At 44.4% G+C, this 15,640-nt stretch carries 12 protein-coding genes and 1 other RNA gene; 2 read left to right on the plus strand and 11 right to left on the minus strand.

All coding sequences use genetic code 11. The features are described from left to right. Positions 1-1,089: 1,089 nt before the first annotated feature. The 7 genes from AC2204_RS08215 to AC2204_RS08245 all read right to left on the minus strand — a co-directional run bounded on the left by AC2204_RS08215 (position 1,090) and on the right by AC2204_RS08245 (position 9,204). On the minus strand, positions 1,090-1,347 hold the full coding sequence (locus AC2204_RS08215; RefSeq protein WP_318925039.1) for a hypothetical protein: 258 nt from the start codon (positions 1,345-1,347) through the stop codon (positions 1,090-1,092). Positions 1,348-1,510: 163 nt separating this feature from the next. Continuing rightward, complete coding sequence (locus AC2204_RS08220; protein WP_318925040.1) at positions 1,511-2,563, minus strand: porin; 1,053 nt, start codon at positions 2,561-2,563, stop codon at positions 1,511-1,513. Positions 2,564-3,451: 888 nt separating this feature from the next. Continuing rightward, complete coding sequence (locus tag AC2204_RS08225; protein ID WP_318925248.1) at positions 3,452-4,369, minus strand: LysR family transcriptional regulator; 918 nt, start codon at positions 4,367-4,369, stop codon at positions 3,452-3,454. Between the two features lie 28 nt (positions 4,370-4,397). After that, complete coding sequence (locus AC2204_RS08230) at positions 4,398-5,840, minus strand: hypothetical protein (protein WP_318925041.1); 1,443 nt, start codon at positions 5,838-5,840, stop codon at positions 4,398-4,400. Positions 5,841-5,898: 58 nt separating this feature from the next. After that, a complete protein-coding gene (locus AC2204_RS08235; protein WP_318925042.1) occupies positions 5,899-7,458 on the minus strand; it encodes a bifunctional metallophosphatase/5'-nucleotidase in 1,560 nt (519 codons plus the stop codon). A 735-nt stretch (positions 7,459-8,193) separates the two neighbouring features. Then, an RNA gene (ffs, locus tag AC2204_RS08240) (signal recognition particle sRNA small type) lies at positions 8,194-8,290 on the minus strand. A gap of 179 nt (positions 8,291-8,469) precedes the next feature. Continuing rightward, positions 8,470-9,204, minus strand: coding sequence for a VP0952 family biofilm-associated protein (locus AC2204_RS08245; protein ID WP_318925043.1), 735 nt, complete (start codon positions 9,202-9,204; stop codon positions 8,470-8,472). A gap of 96 nt (positions 9,205-9,300) precedes the next feature. On the opposite strand from AC2204_RS08245, the gene AC2204_RS08250 reads away from it, so the two are divergent. Then, a complete protein-coding gene (locus AC2204_RS08250) occupies positions 9,301-9,633 on the plus strand; it encodes an MGMT family protein (protein WP_318925044.1) in 333 nt (110 codons plus the stop codon). Positions 9,634-9,637: 4 nt separating this feature from the next. Here the strand turns inward: AC2204_RS08250 and AC2204_RS08255 are convergent, their stop codons facing one another. Next, positions 9,638-10,057 (minus strand): YbaY family lipoprotein, encoded by a 420-nt coding sequence (locus AC2204_RS08255; RefSeq protein WP_318925045.1) that lies wholly within the window; start codon positions 10,055-10,057, stop codon positions 9,638-9,640. Positions 10,058-10,217: 160 nt separating this feature from the next. On the opposite strand from AC2204_RS08255, the gene tesB reads away from it, so the two are divergent. Beyond that, positions 10,218-11,081 (plus strand): acyl-CoA thioesterase II, encoded by an 864-nt coding sequence (tesB, locus tag AC2204_RS08260; RefSeq protein WP_318925046.1) that lies wholly within the window; start codon positions 10,218-10,220, stop codon positions 11,079-11,081. 47 nt (positions 11,082-11,128) lie between these two features. Here the strand turns inward: tesB and AC2204_RS08265 are convergent, their stop codons facing one another. From AC2204_RS08265 to AC2204_RS08275, 3 genes are all read right to left on the minus strand, one after another. After that, a complete protein-coding gene (locus AC2204_RS08265) occupies positions 11,129-12,913 on the minus strand; it encodes a SmdB family multidrug efflux ABC transporter permease/ATP-binding protein (RefSeq protein WP_318925047.1) in 1,785 nt (594 codons plus the stop codon). Then, positions 12,913-14,655 (minus strand): SmdA family multidrug ABC transporter permease/ATP-binding protein, encoded by a 1,743-nt coding sequence (locus tag AC2204_RS08270; RefSeq protein ID WP_318925048.1) that lies wholly within the window; start codon positions 14,653-14,655, stop codon positions 12,913-12,915. Before AC2204_RS08270 ends, AC2204_RS08265 begins: the two co-directional genes overlap by 1 nt. Positions 14,656-14,895: 240 nt before the next feature. Beyond that, on the minus strand, positions 14,896-15,357 hold the full coding sequence (locus AC2204_RS08275) for an Lrp/AsnC family transcriptional regulator (protein WP_318925049.1): 462 nt from the start codon (positions 15,355-15,357) through the stop codon (positions 14,896-14,898). Between the last annotated feature and the right edge of the window lie 283 nt (positions 15,358-15,640).

The raw sequence follows: 15,640 nt of genomic DNA on the forward strand, positions 1-15,640 counted from the left end.
GTCTAATGAATCGAACATTGAAGGAAACTTTCAAACAAGCCTCATTAGTTTGCTCCCCTTGTTGGCAACAGCAAGAATCATATGAAACAACACCAACCGCTTCCTTATAAACAAAAGTTCATGCATCAGAGTCAGCACCAGATATGAGCGCTGTATGGCTTCTTTGCCTGACACGGATTTGCACACTGCGACGAAGTTCACGCTTACCGATACTGGCTCTTAGTTCACCCTTTATTGAATGTAAGCAAAATCGATTCGTTGACACTTTACTGTAAACAAACCTATAAGTGGGACTTCATTTACACAGTAGGGCATAGCTCGACACGTGTAAGCAAACTTATAACTTTGTTTACACCATTAGACACAGTTTACTGGACGATATAGTACTAAGCCTTTTTATCTAGACGAGTCGAAGAGATGACCACCGAGGGGACTTCACACAAAGCAAGAAGAAATCGTTACGTTATGTCAGCTTATAACTAGATGACTTTCCATTAATGAATGCACTAGGGGGGAGTGCTCCTTTAAGTCATCATCGCTCACAAACTCCCATTTATAACCATTACTAGTGATTACTCAGCAATCGATACTTAGGCATTTCAACTACAGTCCATTCGTACTATCTTTCCTATAAGCTGACAACTCATAGTGGGTTTTGGCATTAGCTGTGTTCAAGGATAGAGACGCTAATTGAATGGTGATAAACTCGTAAATGTCGAAAAAACGCGTCGAAATATCTCGTTTTTTATCGGATTGGCTCATTGATGATAAAAAAACCACTGTCATAATTTAACAGTGGCTGCGAGTACCATAATGGTAAAATTTGTTATAACGGTCATCTTTTTCTGCTAGTTTCGATGAGTAATTTTTAACTACAAGGCTGATTATTATTGCATTGACGATCTTTATGTACAGGCTATCAATTATAATATAATTCTGGCAACTCACGGCTTACGTTGTTATTTGAAATACTATAAGATGAGTCAAAGTTTACCTGTTCATTACTATTAACGAACACCAAAACTCTTTCGAAAACACTTCTCTGCATTTACGCTTTGATGACTCGCGCTCATCGATATTGATAGCTTTCTATGTGGACTCACATGCTAGATTAACTTGTTTATTTCGCTCTTGTTGCATTTTGGCCAAGAAATAAATATTGACGCAGGCAATAAAGCCATTAGTTACGACCACTGGGAATGCATCGATCATAAAACCATAAGTAGTGAAAAGTACACAACCAATGAAGTTCAAAATACGAAGCCATACAATGTCTTTCATCATTAGTGATATTGCAACCATGAGTGACGACGCATAACCCACCATTTCAACCATGTTGAATTCCATAATGTTACCCTCTAGTTTTGCCAATCATCTCATCATGAGACAGTTATTAATCCAGTGATTGATATAAAGGAGGGTTCCTTTCCCCAAATGGTTTATTTTATAAATCACGATCAAACAATAACAACGAAGTGATTCCCCCCAATTGAATTGCGGGGATCAATTGTTAGAAGAAATAACGCAGGTGTAAACCAAACGCATCTTCACCTATATCGCTGCCATTCGCATCTTTCTCTGTTTCTGCCAGTTTATACTCCGCAGCTAAAACTAGTTTTCCTGGAGTCCACTCGGCACCCAACAAGCCATAGGAAAGCTCACCAATGGAATCCTTATCTTCTAAATAGTTATACCCTCCATATAATGCAGTATTACTTGTTGTGTTATACCGAACATAAAGCTCTGAGCCTAGACTTCCAGTCTGTTTATTCGAGCTAGCGGCTACACCATCAAAAACGTGTTCATTTTCATACTGCCCTATTGTTGTAGCAATATACCAGTATTGACTGGTATATTTTGCACCAAATAGCATTGCAACAGTGTCCACATCATCTGAATATTTGGTTGTGGCATAGGTTACACCGAGTTTAATACCCGAATCAAAATCAGAAGCTAATGCTAGTTGGTAACCATAATCTCTATCTGCAGCACCATTTGAACGGTGTTTTTCTTCAACCTGATATTGTGCTCCAATTTGTATATTGCCAATTTTATGACGATAAGTTAAAGCGTCATCAGCTCGCCCTTGACCAGAATCACCGCCATCAAATCCATATCGTCCATCATAGAAGCCAGATGCAGAAGCTCCCCATATCCAAAATTGATCCGTCATTCTTGCAATGTCGCCATAAACAGACCATTGTTTACCTATACGAATAGAGCCAACTTCACTGTTGACGAAACCATAATTAGCTAGACGATTTACAAGATTCAAACTATTCGTTGTTGAATCTTGATTTTGCCCGTCAAATCCCCACTCAACCTGAGCAGATCCTACCCAGTTATCCGTGATTTGATGTTGGAAAGCAAAACGGACACGAGAGTAATGATCTTTCAGGCCACTTTCATTTGGGTAAGCTGATGTATCATCACCAGAAAGATATAAACTGGCGGCTAAGTAACCTTTTATGTCGGCTTTTGTTGAACCATCATCATATATATTTGCAGCCGAAGAAGAAAAGGAAATTAGGCTAGTTCCAAGAACAAGAATTGCTTTATTCATATTATTTACTCAAAAATTTCAGTCACAGCCCACACAGGATGATAGCATTGACTTAGATGAAGGAATTAAATTAATTACATTTTACATCAACTTGACGGCCAGAGGATGTAACGTTGATATTTTTTATTGATCAATATATTAATAACCATTCTCAATACTACGAGGATGTAATAGTGTGACCTCCTTATTTACAGGACAAGTTGATGAACTCAGACCAAGAAATGTAATCAAAATAGAACTAGAAAGTGGCGTTAAAGGGGTTGGTTTCATAATACTCTCTTCTACTTTTCTTTTTATTAACTACGAAGAGTGTAAAGTAAGAATAGTTGCTACCTGGTGATGTTGTTCACATAATTAAATTAAATTTAGACTCAGAAAAAAAGCATTTCCCTTTTAAGTTGTAAATATTTAGATATTTGTAAAACGTATTATGAATATTATCCATAGCATTTGTTCTGACCATAAATTCAGACGAAGTTGGGAACGGAGCATACTTTGTTGAAGTGCATTAACGCTGCTTATCCAAGCAGACAGCTGCGAAGATAAGTACAGCATTTTTTCTTTAGTTAAACGGTGCTGACTGACATGAACTATGTTATATGATTGCGTGACAACCACTTGTTATGGATTTTTTATAAAGTGGGCTACGGCCCGTCATTCATTGAGTCAATAAACCGCTTCCGTTAGGTTTTTATAAATATTTTCGCAGCAAAATTGTTTATTTCCACATCAAGACATAAGGATTGGAATACTTATCGCGTTGAAAATTTAATGGCCATGTAATTACACTGAGTGAAAAGCTTGCATGATCATAACTCATAGGATAACTTTGCGAAAACACCTCATTTCCGTGTGTTACCTGATCCAGAAAGGTATTCTAGAATAGAATTAAACATCAAGACTTGATAAGGTAGACATATACTCTGACATGAAGTCGATGAAACATTTTACTTTAGGTGCAAGATATTTACGTCTTGGGTAAACGACATAAACCGTCAACTCTATATTCGCATTCCATTCAGGAAGCAGTTTTATTAAGTTGCCGGTCTCTATTTCGTCAGTAAGCAAATAAGTTGTCAAATAAGCAATTCCGAGACCAGAACAGGCGGCGTCGAGTAAAGCTGGTGCATTATCAATACGGAAATTACCTTGGACGAAAGCTGATTGGTGAACACCATCACGAGTAAATTCCCAATTTACGTATTTTCTTTCCCGGCTCTGGTAAGTGATGCAGTTATGGTAACGTAAATCACTTGGCGTCTTAGGATAACCATGTTTGCTTAAATACTCAGGTGAGGCGACAACGGCAAAATTACAATCAGCCAACCTTCTGGCAACCATGCCTTCGGGAAGGTACGTGTGTTCGCGAATTGTTAGCCAGCAGTCATAACCTTCTTCAAGCAGGTTAGGGCGATGATCAAATAAGCTCACTTCGATCTCAAGTTCTGGGTGAGCTTTTTGGAATGCAGCAAAGGCCGGTATAATGTGTATATTGCCAAATGACTGTGCGACACCAATCCTGAGAACACCTTTAACTTCATTGCGATAACCTGCGATCATTGCTTCGGCTTCTCCTACCGTATCAAGCAGTTGTTGACCATATTCAGCATATTGAATACCTTGCTCGGTTAAAACAACAAACCGCGTATTCCGCTGTACTAGCTGACAACCCAATCTCTCTTCCAGAAATCGAATCTGTTTACTGACTTGCGACTTTGATATATCAAGGTGTTCTGCTGCACGAGTGAAATTCTGCTTATGTGCAACTGTTGCGAGAATAATCATTTGTTGAAGATTATCGAGCATAAGGGAGCTGTTAAAACTCATTGTCAAATTACCTGTTAACATATGAAACTAGGGAGTTGATGGATGTCAATTCAGTATCCTTAATATCTAAGCCTTCTGTCCTGGATTCTGCTTTAAGATAGTTATAGATAAATCGGAAGATTTCTAACCATTGCACCATGGTTTCGCACTTAATTTTTCGGTGATAGGTAACTGGAAGCCACTCTATGTATTGTTGCCAGAAGTCATGATTCCAGTCAGGTCTTGTTAGTATCGGATTATTTTTTATGGGTTTTGTTAGATAGCCCAGTGCAATATTCCAATGCAGCTTATGCCATGAATAAGCTTGTTGAACCCACCTCTCGTTCCACCAACCCAATATCCGTTGTTTAGCTTCATCTGATGTTGAGGTATGTACTTCCTTATTACAGGCGGCGTGATACAGATAATATAACTGACAGTTCCCTGTTTTTACTTGTTCGCTGAAAGCCCATATACATGATCCTCGTAAAAAGCTTTCATGTTCCAGAATGATCGATAACTTTTTTACAGGATTGAACATGGCCTGCAACAGCTGAAAGTGGCAGTGTGCACCATAAACAGGTCGTAATAGCGCACCTTCTTTGGTCTTACTTCTTGATTCAGAACAGTAAAATAATTCGTCAAACTGCCTTCGACTCATGATCTTATGATAATTCTTTTCAGCCGTTTTTAATAAATTTTCTGGGATAACTTCAATTTCCTGCTCAAGAGCATTGGGGTTATATACCCCCTTAGTTTGTTGATCACCTAGAAGCAAATTGCTTGTCTGAAGAAATTGATAACCTGTCTTGGCATCAGTTGTAGAAAGAAACCAAAGATCAACACCATGGCTTCCAGTTACTCCGGCGCGACAACGGACTACCTGAGAGTGAGTCATCAGCGTAACGTTTCGGGCTACAGACAATCGACATTGTTCCTGAATCCTTGAAAAATGTCGTAATAGTGCACTTAGCTGCCCCAGAGATTGATAAAACTTTTTGCTGTGCATCTGGCTACACTTGATTAAATCTTGGGGCTTTTCTCCGCTGACCAGAAGATCAAATAAGTGTTGGAGTTTTCTTGTCATTTGCTCTGTATTGAGCAAGCTGAATATTTTTCCACAGGATGCACACTTTCTCCTTTGTGTTCCTGCGGGTGTCACCCCATAGGATAATACTTTACTAATTGCAGAGGATTTATAAAGAAAGTTAGGCTTGCATTGAGGACACGCCGCGAGTTTTTGCTGCAAATGTTGCTGGTAGTTCTGTTTGATTAACTGACCAATAGGCTCATTTTCAAGAACAGGCGGATACGACCCGCATAGTGGGCAGTGAAGAGCTGGATAGCCCAATCTGTCAGAACGAGAGTATCTGGCAGTTTCACTCTCTCCCAGATTAGGGCAACCAAAGGATTTGCAGCCATTAAATAATTGACTGAAGACTGACAGCTCTTGAGGATATAGATTGGACATAACATAGTGCGCCAGCAATGGCTGGCGCGCTCCTTCTTAAGTAACGACCAGTTGTTATCTATCGACTTACATCCACTTGTCTTCCTAACCCAGGTACGTTGATCTGCTTGGTTTCACGGAAATAATCAACCAAGTGTTGTGTCACAGATTCGCCATTAGAAAGTAATTTACCCTTCTCAAACATAGTATACCCATCGCCACCACTAGCTGCATAAGAGTATGTCGCCACCTTATAGTTCCCGTCATTTTGTACCTGCTGTCCATTTACTTTTAATGTCAGTAGTCGCTGTCCTTCAGGTTTAGTGCTGTCATAAGTAGATTTAATACCTGAGAATTGAGCCAGGCCATAAGGTAACTTATAACTGTACTCCAGTAGCTCTTTTAATTGGCTACCAGTCATGTCAACGACAGATAGCGTATCGGTGAATGGGAAAAGGTTCATCACATTTGCCACTGTCACGGGGCCGGAGTTAAGATCAACTCGCAGGCTGCCTGAACTGATCATCGCAATATCCGCTTGACCTTTTTTCCGCATAATATCAGCAACTAAATTACCAATGTTCGACTCGCGGTAGTAGCGACGGTATGCAGTTGAGTCAATACTTGCTATTTCCTCTGCCAGTTCAGGGCTATCATTTCTATACTGTTCAATAACTTGGCTTGTTTTTTTATCTATCTTTAATTTGTCTGACTCAACCGGAATTAATTTACCTTCCAGTAGCTTAACCTCATCAGTGTCAGTATCAATTCTGAATTTTGTATACCCAAGGTATTTACCCTGACCAAATGTCAGGCCGATAACAGTACCTGTCTTCGGATGCACAACCGGTTTCCAAAGGCCATGATCAGAATGCCCGCCAAAGATGACATCTACCCCTTTTACTTTTCCGGCTAATTCATAGTCTTCATCAAAGCCGCGTTGGATTTCGGCATCCGCCTCTTTGTCGGTTTGCATTGGTGCCGTTTTATTCTGATGGGTTAAGGCGACGATCATATCAACCTCAGGGCGTAATTTATCCGCCCACTTTTGCACCTCTTCAGCTGGATCGCGAACTTCCAACCCTTTACGGTTTCCTTTCCACATTGTGTTGTAGAAAGCATCTATCCCCATCACGCCAATCACACCGATTCTGACACCATCTTTTTCAAGTATGGTGTAAGGCTGCGCCAACGGAATGTCAGTTCCTTGGTAATAGATATTAGCATTAAGGACAGGGAAGCTTGCGCGTGGCATGGTGTCACGTAAAGACTCCCAACCATATTCAAATTCATGATTGCCCAACGTGATGGCGTCATACCCCATAGCACTGTATATATCGAAAACTACTTTTCCTTGCGTTTTTTTTGACAATGCGCCAGTGTAAATATCACCGGCATCAAGCAAAAAGCTAGTGCTACTTTCCGCTCGAACCTGCTTTATCAATGTCGCTAGATAAGGAATACCACCAATGTGTTCAATATCATTATTCCAGAAAGCCTCAACAGGCTCATAAACACTTTCAATGTCATTGGTATGCAGTAATGTGACCTCCTTAATTTCAGCCCATGCTAGGGGGGATATGCATAGCGCCGCGAAAACGGACACTGCTGTTAACGACTTTTGCACTCTTGTTGTCATAACTTACTCTTCATTCTGATAGTACATCGGATGCGTTAAATATATAAACTCACCAAATGTTTCAGCATGCTTGCGATCACAGTTCGTTCATCATTTGTGAGCACTTAAAAAAGTATTTCCTTTTCGTGTTGGATTTAATTGCAAATAAAAAATAGTTTAATTAAATCTATCATGTTGATTTAAAACGACTTGGTTTACCAAAAGCAGTATCAATAAGTCATGGCTATTATCCCTTCATCACTTTTAAAATGGAATATACCATTTAGCCGAAGTCATTTATTATGATGTTATTAACTGAAATTAAAGATACAACAATGAAATTAATAACTTTCGTTGAAGGACAAAAGACCTAGAAAGTGAAGTTTCCAGATATTTTGTTTATTCAGAATCCGCTAATACAGAAAGAGAAGTAGCACAACAGATTAGTTAGTCAGAAAACCACAGTACGTATATTTCCAAATTATCCAACATGCTGTTGGCCGCTAATTATCCTTAGTATCGAATTCTAAGTAAGACTCGACTGTCATGACCTGATTCATCTTGGCACTGACGAACTTGAAAAGGTTCTTAACGCGGGAGTGTTTGAGCTGACGGCGATACATGATGCTCTAGCCCGTTTTGTTGTTAAACTACAACAAAAATAGCTTATGCACGCTTATTGTGCCAATTATGTACGGTATTAGGGAAGATATGCAGGCTTATGGTGCAAACTACAAACGCTAGATGGGTGGAAGCCCCCACCAGCCACATCCCGGCACACACGTCACCTGCTGCGGTTGCTCCCTTCCGGGCCTGGCCGAGTTCACAGGTTAGTGTTGCGGGAGGACCAATGGGGGCCTCCATAGATTCTTTGTCTCTGTTCGAGAACGGGAGAGATTATCCAACAAGGCAGAACACAATGCAAGGTGATAACGCTCTGCTGCATGTCAACTGCTGGTTTATTGCCCAAACTGACTGCACGTCTGTTTGATGTGAAAGAATTAATCGTTTTCTGCCGCCTTCATCCCTGGTTTACAGCTCTTCTTCAGGCTCATCGAGCAGGAACTCTCCGAGCAATGCCGCCCCCAAAACCAGCAACCAGGCGACTAACACCGGATTCGGGACTTCAAATTGCGGTGTGAGAACCAGGGTTGCAAAACCGACCGCCGGTAAAATCCAGACTAAGCGTGGAACCCAATCACCGAGCTTCACTTTCTTCATACCTTGCAAGGCTGCTATCAGGCCAGTAATACATAACGCCACCAGCGCGGCATGCTCCATGCCTCCTACCCATAGCGGGACCACCAGAAACAATGGCCACCAGGTATTACCGTCTACATAACGCCAGTTTCTGGCTGTATACCACATCGCGGAAACAGCAACAATCTGAACGACCGTCGCCCACACGCTGCCAGCAAGCTTGCCTTCGCTCTGCAGTGCCATCAGCCCGACATCCATCGCGAGTACGACCGAGAATAATAGCGCCCCCAGCTGCCAATTGCTTTTGGGCGAGAAAGCCACTGAAAAAATAGGTAACATCATAAAGATGCTGATGGAAAGTGCGAGTGGCTGTTCTGGCATTACAACACCAAAAGACGCGAGTGCTATCAGTAACAGCCAGGCAGCAACGCCACCTTGCGGCAATAACCAGAGCGCGGGTATAGCAAGGGCCAGTGCGGGCAGATCACCCTGACTAAGACCAAGTGCAATAACACCTAATACAGTCAGCACTATGCTGACCAGAACGAGTAACGCGGCATACAACACGGGCAGCACCTCCTTGCGTTATCCGATAGTGCGAAGGAGAACTAATAGAAGCCAGCAGCTATCGGTATGTTTCTTATTTTTTTATTCAGGTTTAATATGAACGACTTTCCCAGTCAAATCTACACCCAAATTCACCAAATTCCTTTCGGCAAAGTCACAACTTACGGGGATATTGCTAAATTTTCCGGCTTTCCCGGTTATGCACGCCAGGTCGGCCGCTTAATGGCCAATTTGCCAGAAGGTTCAACTTTACCCTGGCATCGCGTGGTTAATGCGAAAGGGCTGATCTCTCTGACTGGCAACGATTTGACCCGTCAGAGAGCAATCTTGCTGGCGGAGGGCGTAGAAGTGTCAGAAACCGGCAAGATTTCGCTGCAAAAATACCGTTGGAATGGCGTGTCAGTCTCAACCGAAAAAGTAAAAAGCTGATTGTTTACTTTACTTTAACCAACATTAAATTTAGCTTGTTTGTGGCGCCGGGATCGGTGATCACAGGGTTGGCAGTATCGGTGATAAAGATCAGCTTGCCATTGATTTCGATACGTGCGCTGACTGTGTAGGTATGATTTGGCTTAACTTCATCCAGTTTATAGTCCAGCTGGAAGATAAAAGGCACTTGTTTCCCGTCAGCAATGAATGACTGGCTGCTGATCACCTCTGCAGCGGCGTCCATTTTAGACACATCAGCTAAAGTCACCGTAATGCGTGCATCGTCTGGTAAAGCAACCGGCTCAGCGTAGGTTAGTGAACCTTCAACACTGCTCATATCAGTGTCGGTCTGAATCAGATTAGTACAAGCCGTAATAACAAGGGCGACGACCAATGCAAACATTAGCGCAATAATTTGTTTCATGATGATCCCGGATTAAAACCAAAACACAATTTAATAAAAGTATGATTACTATTAAATAGCACTTGAATTTGTGCTGTAGTGTCGTAATAACACCATTCCTACTGAGTAATTGAGTCTTCACTCAGCAGCGGTCAATAATAACATGGTAATTGGAGCCACAATGAGCAAAGAACTGAATGAACTTCTCAATCTGTTACATTTAGAGCCTCTGGAGCAAGGGTTGTTCCGCGGCCAGAGCGAACATTTAGGCTTACCTCAGGTGTATGGCGGTCAGGTTATCGGTCAATCATTATCTGCCGCAAAAGAAACGGTCGACAGCCAACGCCATGTTCACTCTTTTCATAGCTATTTCTTATTACCCGGCGATCCTGAAAAACCAATCATCTATGATGTCGAAAAACTACGCGACGGCAGAAGCTTCAGTACCCGCCGTGTGAAAGCGATTCAGAACGGACGGCCCATTTTTTATCTCACCGCGTCTTATCAGGCAGAAGAAGAAGGATTTAATCACCAATCAACCATGCCCGATGTTGCCGGACCTGACGGGCTCGCTTCTGAAAAAGAGCTGGTTCAGTCAATTGCACACCACCTGCCTAAGCAAGCCGTCGATACCTTTGGCCGCGATCGTCCGATTGAGGTTCGCCCTGTTACTGTAATTAATCCGTTGAAACCACAAGCCTCGGAGCCAAAGCAGTATCTCTGGATCAAAGCCAATGGCGAAATGCCTGATGACCCGCGGATCCATCAATATCTGTTAGCCTATGCTTCTGATTGGGGATTTCTGGTGACGGCACTGCAACCTCACGGCGTCACCTTGCTGACGCCTAAGATGCAAGTTGCCACGATCGACCATTCAATGTGGTTCCACCGCCCGTTCCGCCTCGATGAATGGCTGCTGTATGCCATCGACAGTCCCTCTGCCAGTGGTGCCCGTGGCTTAGTACGTGGCGAGATATATAACCAGAAAGGCGAGCTGGTCGCTTCCGCTATTCAGGAAGGCTTAATGCGCCAGCACCAGCCTTAACCGTGCCTGCGACAGTGGCGGTCTATGCCGGCTGCTGTCGCACCGACTCACACAACCTCAGCGCCGGTTTCATCTTCTTCTAGCTGGTGTAAATGCTCACTGGCCTGCTGCAACTGATACATTTGCCAGTAATGGCCTTGCTGAGTCAGTAACTGGCGGTGAGTGCCACGTTCGGTAATATCACCGCGATGCAATACAATAATTTCATCGGCTGCCATGATGGTCGATAAACGATGGGCAATAACCACGACACTCATGTTCTGACGCAGCACATCCAGTGCTTGCTGGATCTTCTGCTCCGTCCCGGAATCAATGTTTGCCGTCGCCTCATCAAGGATCAGAATTTTAGGTTGTGCCACCAGCACACGAGCCAGTGCCAGCAACTGTTTCTGGCCGGCGGACAAATTAACCTCTCCCCCGCCAAGGCGGGTATCTAACCCGTCTTGATACTGATGAATTTGCTCTGCCAGGCCGATTTTTTCCAGTGCATGCCAGATCACCTCATCAGCCACGCGACGGCCAAGGCAAATATTATTCCGTACCGTATCATTCAGCACATGGGGATCCTGCTGCACCATGGCGATCCCCTGGCGCAAGACTTTCTGACTCAGCGTTGTCAACGGCCTGCCATCAACCAGCACTTCACCTTGTGTGACCGGATAAAAACCCATCATCAGCGAGGCCAGGGTACTTTTCCCGCTACCGGTATGCCCGACCAGCGCGAGAAATCCTCGGTGCTTCAAGTTCACCGCAATCTGGTTCAGAACATTTTGTTTGCCGTCATAACTAAAACTGACCTGTTGGCACTGCAAATCGCCAGATGCCAATGGCTTGGTGTCATCGCCGTATTCCTGCTGTTTGGCATCAATGAGACCAAAGATCCGCTCACTGGCAACCAGAGCCTGTTGCAACAAAGACAACTGTTGGGTCAGTTCAATTAATGGTTCCGTCACCCGCCCGAGATAACTGATAAAGGCGTACAGCACACCGACACCAATTAACTCAACCCCACTGACCCCAAACACGGCAACCAGCGAAATCAGTGCCACCCCAGAGATAAAATCGATTAATGGACGCAATAACAGCCCATTCAGTTTCATTACTCCGATCTGTGACTGTAAGTGACGGCTCGTCAGGGATGAGAACTGATCGCTAAACTCTCGCTCCTGACGCATCAGCTGGATCAGGCTCATGCCCTGAATCGACTCGCTCATCGAGGCATTTATATCGGTCAGTAAGTCGCGCATTTTCCGGTAAGCACCAGCACTTTTTCGCTGGTAGACCACCATAATGCACACCACAACAGGCAATAAGATCAGCACCACGATGGTTAACCGCCAACTCAGCATTGTCATCACAACCAACATCACACTAATCAAGGCGATATTTTTCAAGACGGTTGAAATAACAAAAACATAAAAGTCTTTGATCGACTCGGTATCGTTGGTGATCCGGGATATGAGCTTCCCTGCCGGCATGTAGTCAAAGGCGGATAACGGCTGATTCAGTATTTTACCAAACAGCTGTTTACGCACGGTCTGTACCACACTAATCGCAATTTCATTAAAACGGATCGACTGGGCATATTGAAACCAGGCCGCGAGGCACATCAGGCCAATATAAGCCGCGGCCAGCCCTGCCAGCCCCTCGATGGAATAGTTATCTTTAGCAATATAGTTATCGATAAAGTGCTGGATCAACCACGGGCCGGAAACATCTGCCAGCGAAGCGACAATTAACAGCGTTGCCGCAATCGCCAGTTTTTTCTTATCATGCAAGGCATAACGCAACAGACGCTTGAGCACTGCTTTGTTAACGGCTTTCTCACTCATTACGCCTCCTCAATGGCACGTTCTAACTGCTGGTAACGGTGCATTTCTGCATACCAGTTATCATTCTGGATCAATGCCTGATGTTTCCCTCGCTCTGCGATCTGGCCATGCTGCAAGACAATCACCTCATCGGCTTGCTCTAACGCCGTCAGGCGATGAGCTATCACAATCACCGCTCGCGTACTCTGCCGGGTTCGCAGATTCTGCAGTATTATATGTTCGGTTTTCCCGTCAACCGCTGACAGGGAATCGTCCAGCACCAGTATTTCAGCCTCCAGTAACAGCGCCCTGGCTATTGCGATACGCTGCTTCTGCCCCCCCGACAAGGTAATACCTTTTTCACCCACTAAGGTGTCGTACCCTTCTGGAAACTGCATGATGTCCTCATCCACACATGCCAGCTTAGCGGCCTGACGGATCTGATCTTGCGTTGCCTCTGGGAAACCAAGGGCAATGTTGTCGGCTATTGAGCGGGAAAAGAGAAAAGGGGCCTGACTGACAACGGCAAACCGGCTGCGCCAGTGATTGAGATCCGCTTGATCAATGGCAACATCACCATAGTGAATCGAGCCATGTTGCAATTCCTGCTGACGCAGTAGCAGTGATAGCAAGGTCGATTTACCGCTACCGATTGGCCCCGCAATGCCCAGCATCTGTCCGGCTGCCAGTTCGAAATTCACCTGTTGCAGGGCTGGCTGAGCCTGCTGGTTCCAGCAAAACTGTTGAATAGCAACATGCAGGGTTTGCCGAGGTTGATTCAATGGTGTGTCACCGCTGACGATATCCGGCGTTTCATTAAATATGTGCTGGATACGCTGCCAGGCGGCAGAGCCACGCTCCAGAATATTAAACAGCCATGCCATGGCCAGCATTGGCCATATCATCAACCCCTGATACAGAGTGAACGCGGTGAGATCTCCCAGCGTTAACCGCCCCACAGAAACCAGATACCCGCCACCCGCGACACTGAGAAAAAATGACATGCCGACGGTTATTTGAATGACCGGATTGAACTTGGCATCAATCTTCTCAACCGCTAAATTTTTACGCCCGGTTTCATCGACAACGTCATCAAACTCAGCTTGCTGACGCTGCTCCAGCCCAAAGGCGCGGATCATCCGCACCCCATTGAGCGATTCCTGGGTTTTATCTGTCAGGTTCGAAAAGGCGGCCTGCGATTTTGCAAACCTGACGTGTAATTGTCGCCCGAAACGAAACACCACCAGTGTCATGACAGGCATTGGTAATAAAGCCAGCAGAGTCAACTGCCAGCTGAACTGAGTCGTCATAACGACTAATACCGCCAAGCCGGTGATCAGGGAGTCGGCCGCAGTCAGCACCCCTTCGCCAGCAGTCATTACGACGGCGTTGACATCATTGGTTGAGCGCGCCATTAAATCACCGGTTTTATAACGCTCAAAAAAAACCGGGGAGTGTGACGAAAAATGACGGTACAGGCGATTACGCAGTACCGTACCCAGCTTGGCTGCCGCGCCGAATAGCCAGACCCGCCAGATCACCCGCAGAACATAGATCAGGAACCATAGTCCTATGATGGTGCCCAGCCACACCAACATCGTCGCAACAGACATTTCGCCCTCGACGACCCCGTCGACAATCCAGCCAATGGCGCGCGGCGGGATCAGTTCAAATACCGCGACGACACACAGAATTGAGACAGCGCCGCCGTAGCGACGCCATTCCTGACGAAAAAACCATCTGAGTTGCCAAAATATCTGCATGTTTCCTCCGCCGATGTACGGCTTTTGACCAGAACGGGCCATCGGTATTATTGATACCAATATGATGAACTAACTGGTCATTTCGCGAGAGCAAGCTGTCACTTAAAGTGCTTGATTTTAAAGCTCATTATCGAAGGTTAAGCGACGGATTCAACCATAAAGTCGTGGTTGAATAAAATACAGCGATTAATCCTGTATTTACTGATGAAAGATTTTATAAATTCTCTTTTATGCCGTGAACTAAACCGGTAGCGCAGTGGTATATTTTAGCGGTTCCATTGCAAAGGTAGAGGTCACATTTGTCAGCCCTTCTACGCTGTTAACCAGTTTCTTATAGAACAGATCAAACGCCGCCATATCGGCGACCTGTACTTTCATCATGTAATCGTACTCCCCTGCCATGCGATAGAATTCCATCACTTCCGGAAACTCCGACACCGTTTCGACAAAGCAGTGATACCACTCTTTTGAGTGATTACTGATTTTAACCTGCACAAAAGCCGTAAAAGACAACCCCAGTTTGACCGGATCAAGCAGCGCAACTCGCTGGCGTAATATCCCGTTTTCTTCCAGCCGCTTTAAGCGCTTCCAGCATGGCGTGGTGGTCAGATTAACGGCATCGGCCAGCTCCGCTAGCGCCGTGGTACCATCTTGCTGTAATAGTCGAAGTAACGTTCTGTCTATGTTATCCAAACCGCTCATCAATTTCCCTTAAATCAAAATCATGGAGAAAAATATTCTCCATAATAGACCGACTGCAATATACAGCAACCTGTTTTTCCTTCTCTGCAATCGCCTTTTGACAAAATTGGCCGGCTGTTTTATGCCTGATCTGATTGATAAAATCCCCCTCATCCGGCCCGGAGCCTTTTCTCTCATGCAGCTCTGAGGTAGCATGGCCCCCGCCAGCAGATCACGCTCTGATTGGTATTATCTTATTTAATTATTTATAAATCAGATAGTCGGTACCGACTGTTTTTCGGTA

This window comes from Photobacterium sp. (genome assembly GCF_057456235.1).

Bases quoted from the DNA above. Each gene is read 5' to 3' on its own strand.
- AC2204_RS08265 (WP_318925047.1), bottom strand. From the start codon at position 12,913: ATGAGTGAGAAAGCCGTTAACAAAGCAGTGCTCAAGCGTCTGTTGCGT.
- AC2204_RS08250 (WP_318925044.1), top strand. From the start codon at position 9,301: ATGAACGACTTTCCCAGTCAAATCTACACCCAAATTCACCAAATTCCT.
- AC2204_RS08270 (WP_318925048.1), bottom strand. From the start codon at position 14,655: ATGCAGATATTTTGGCAACTCAGATGGTTTTTTCGTCAGGAATGGCGT.
- AC2204_RS08220 (WP_318925040.1), bottom strand. From the start codon at position 2,563: ATGAATAAAGCAATTCTTGTTCTTGGAACTAGCCTAATTTCCTTTTCT.
- tesB (WP_318925046.1), top strand. From the start codon at position 10,218: ATGAGCAAAGAACTGAATGAACTTCTCAATCTGTTACATTTAGAGCCT.
- AC2204_RS08225 (WP_318925248.1), bottom strand. From the start codon at position 4,369: ATGCTCGATAATCTTCAACAAATGATTATTCTCGCAACAGTTGCACAT.
- AC2204_RS08215 (WP_318925039.1), bottom strand. From the start codon at position 1,347: ATGGAATTCAACATGGTTGAAATGGTGGGTTATGCGTCGTCACTCATG.
- AC2204_RS08235 (WP_318925042.1), bottom strand. From the start codon at position 7,458: ATGACAACAAGAGTGCAAAAGTCGTTAACAGCAGTGTCCGTTTTCGCG.
- AC2204_RS08275 (WP_318925049.1), bottom strand. From the start codon at position 15,357: ATGAGCGGTTTGGATAACATAGACAGAACGTTACTTCGACTATTACAG.
- AC2204_RS08230 (WP_318925041.1), bottom strand. From the start codon at position 5,840: ATGTCCAATCTATATCCTCAAGAGCTGTCAGTCTTCAGTCAATTATTT.
- AC2204_RS08255 (WP_318925045.1), bottom strand. From the start codon at position 10,057: ATGAAACAAATTATTGCGCTAATGTTTGCATTGGTCGTCGCCCTTGTT.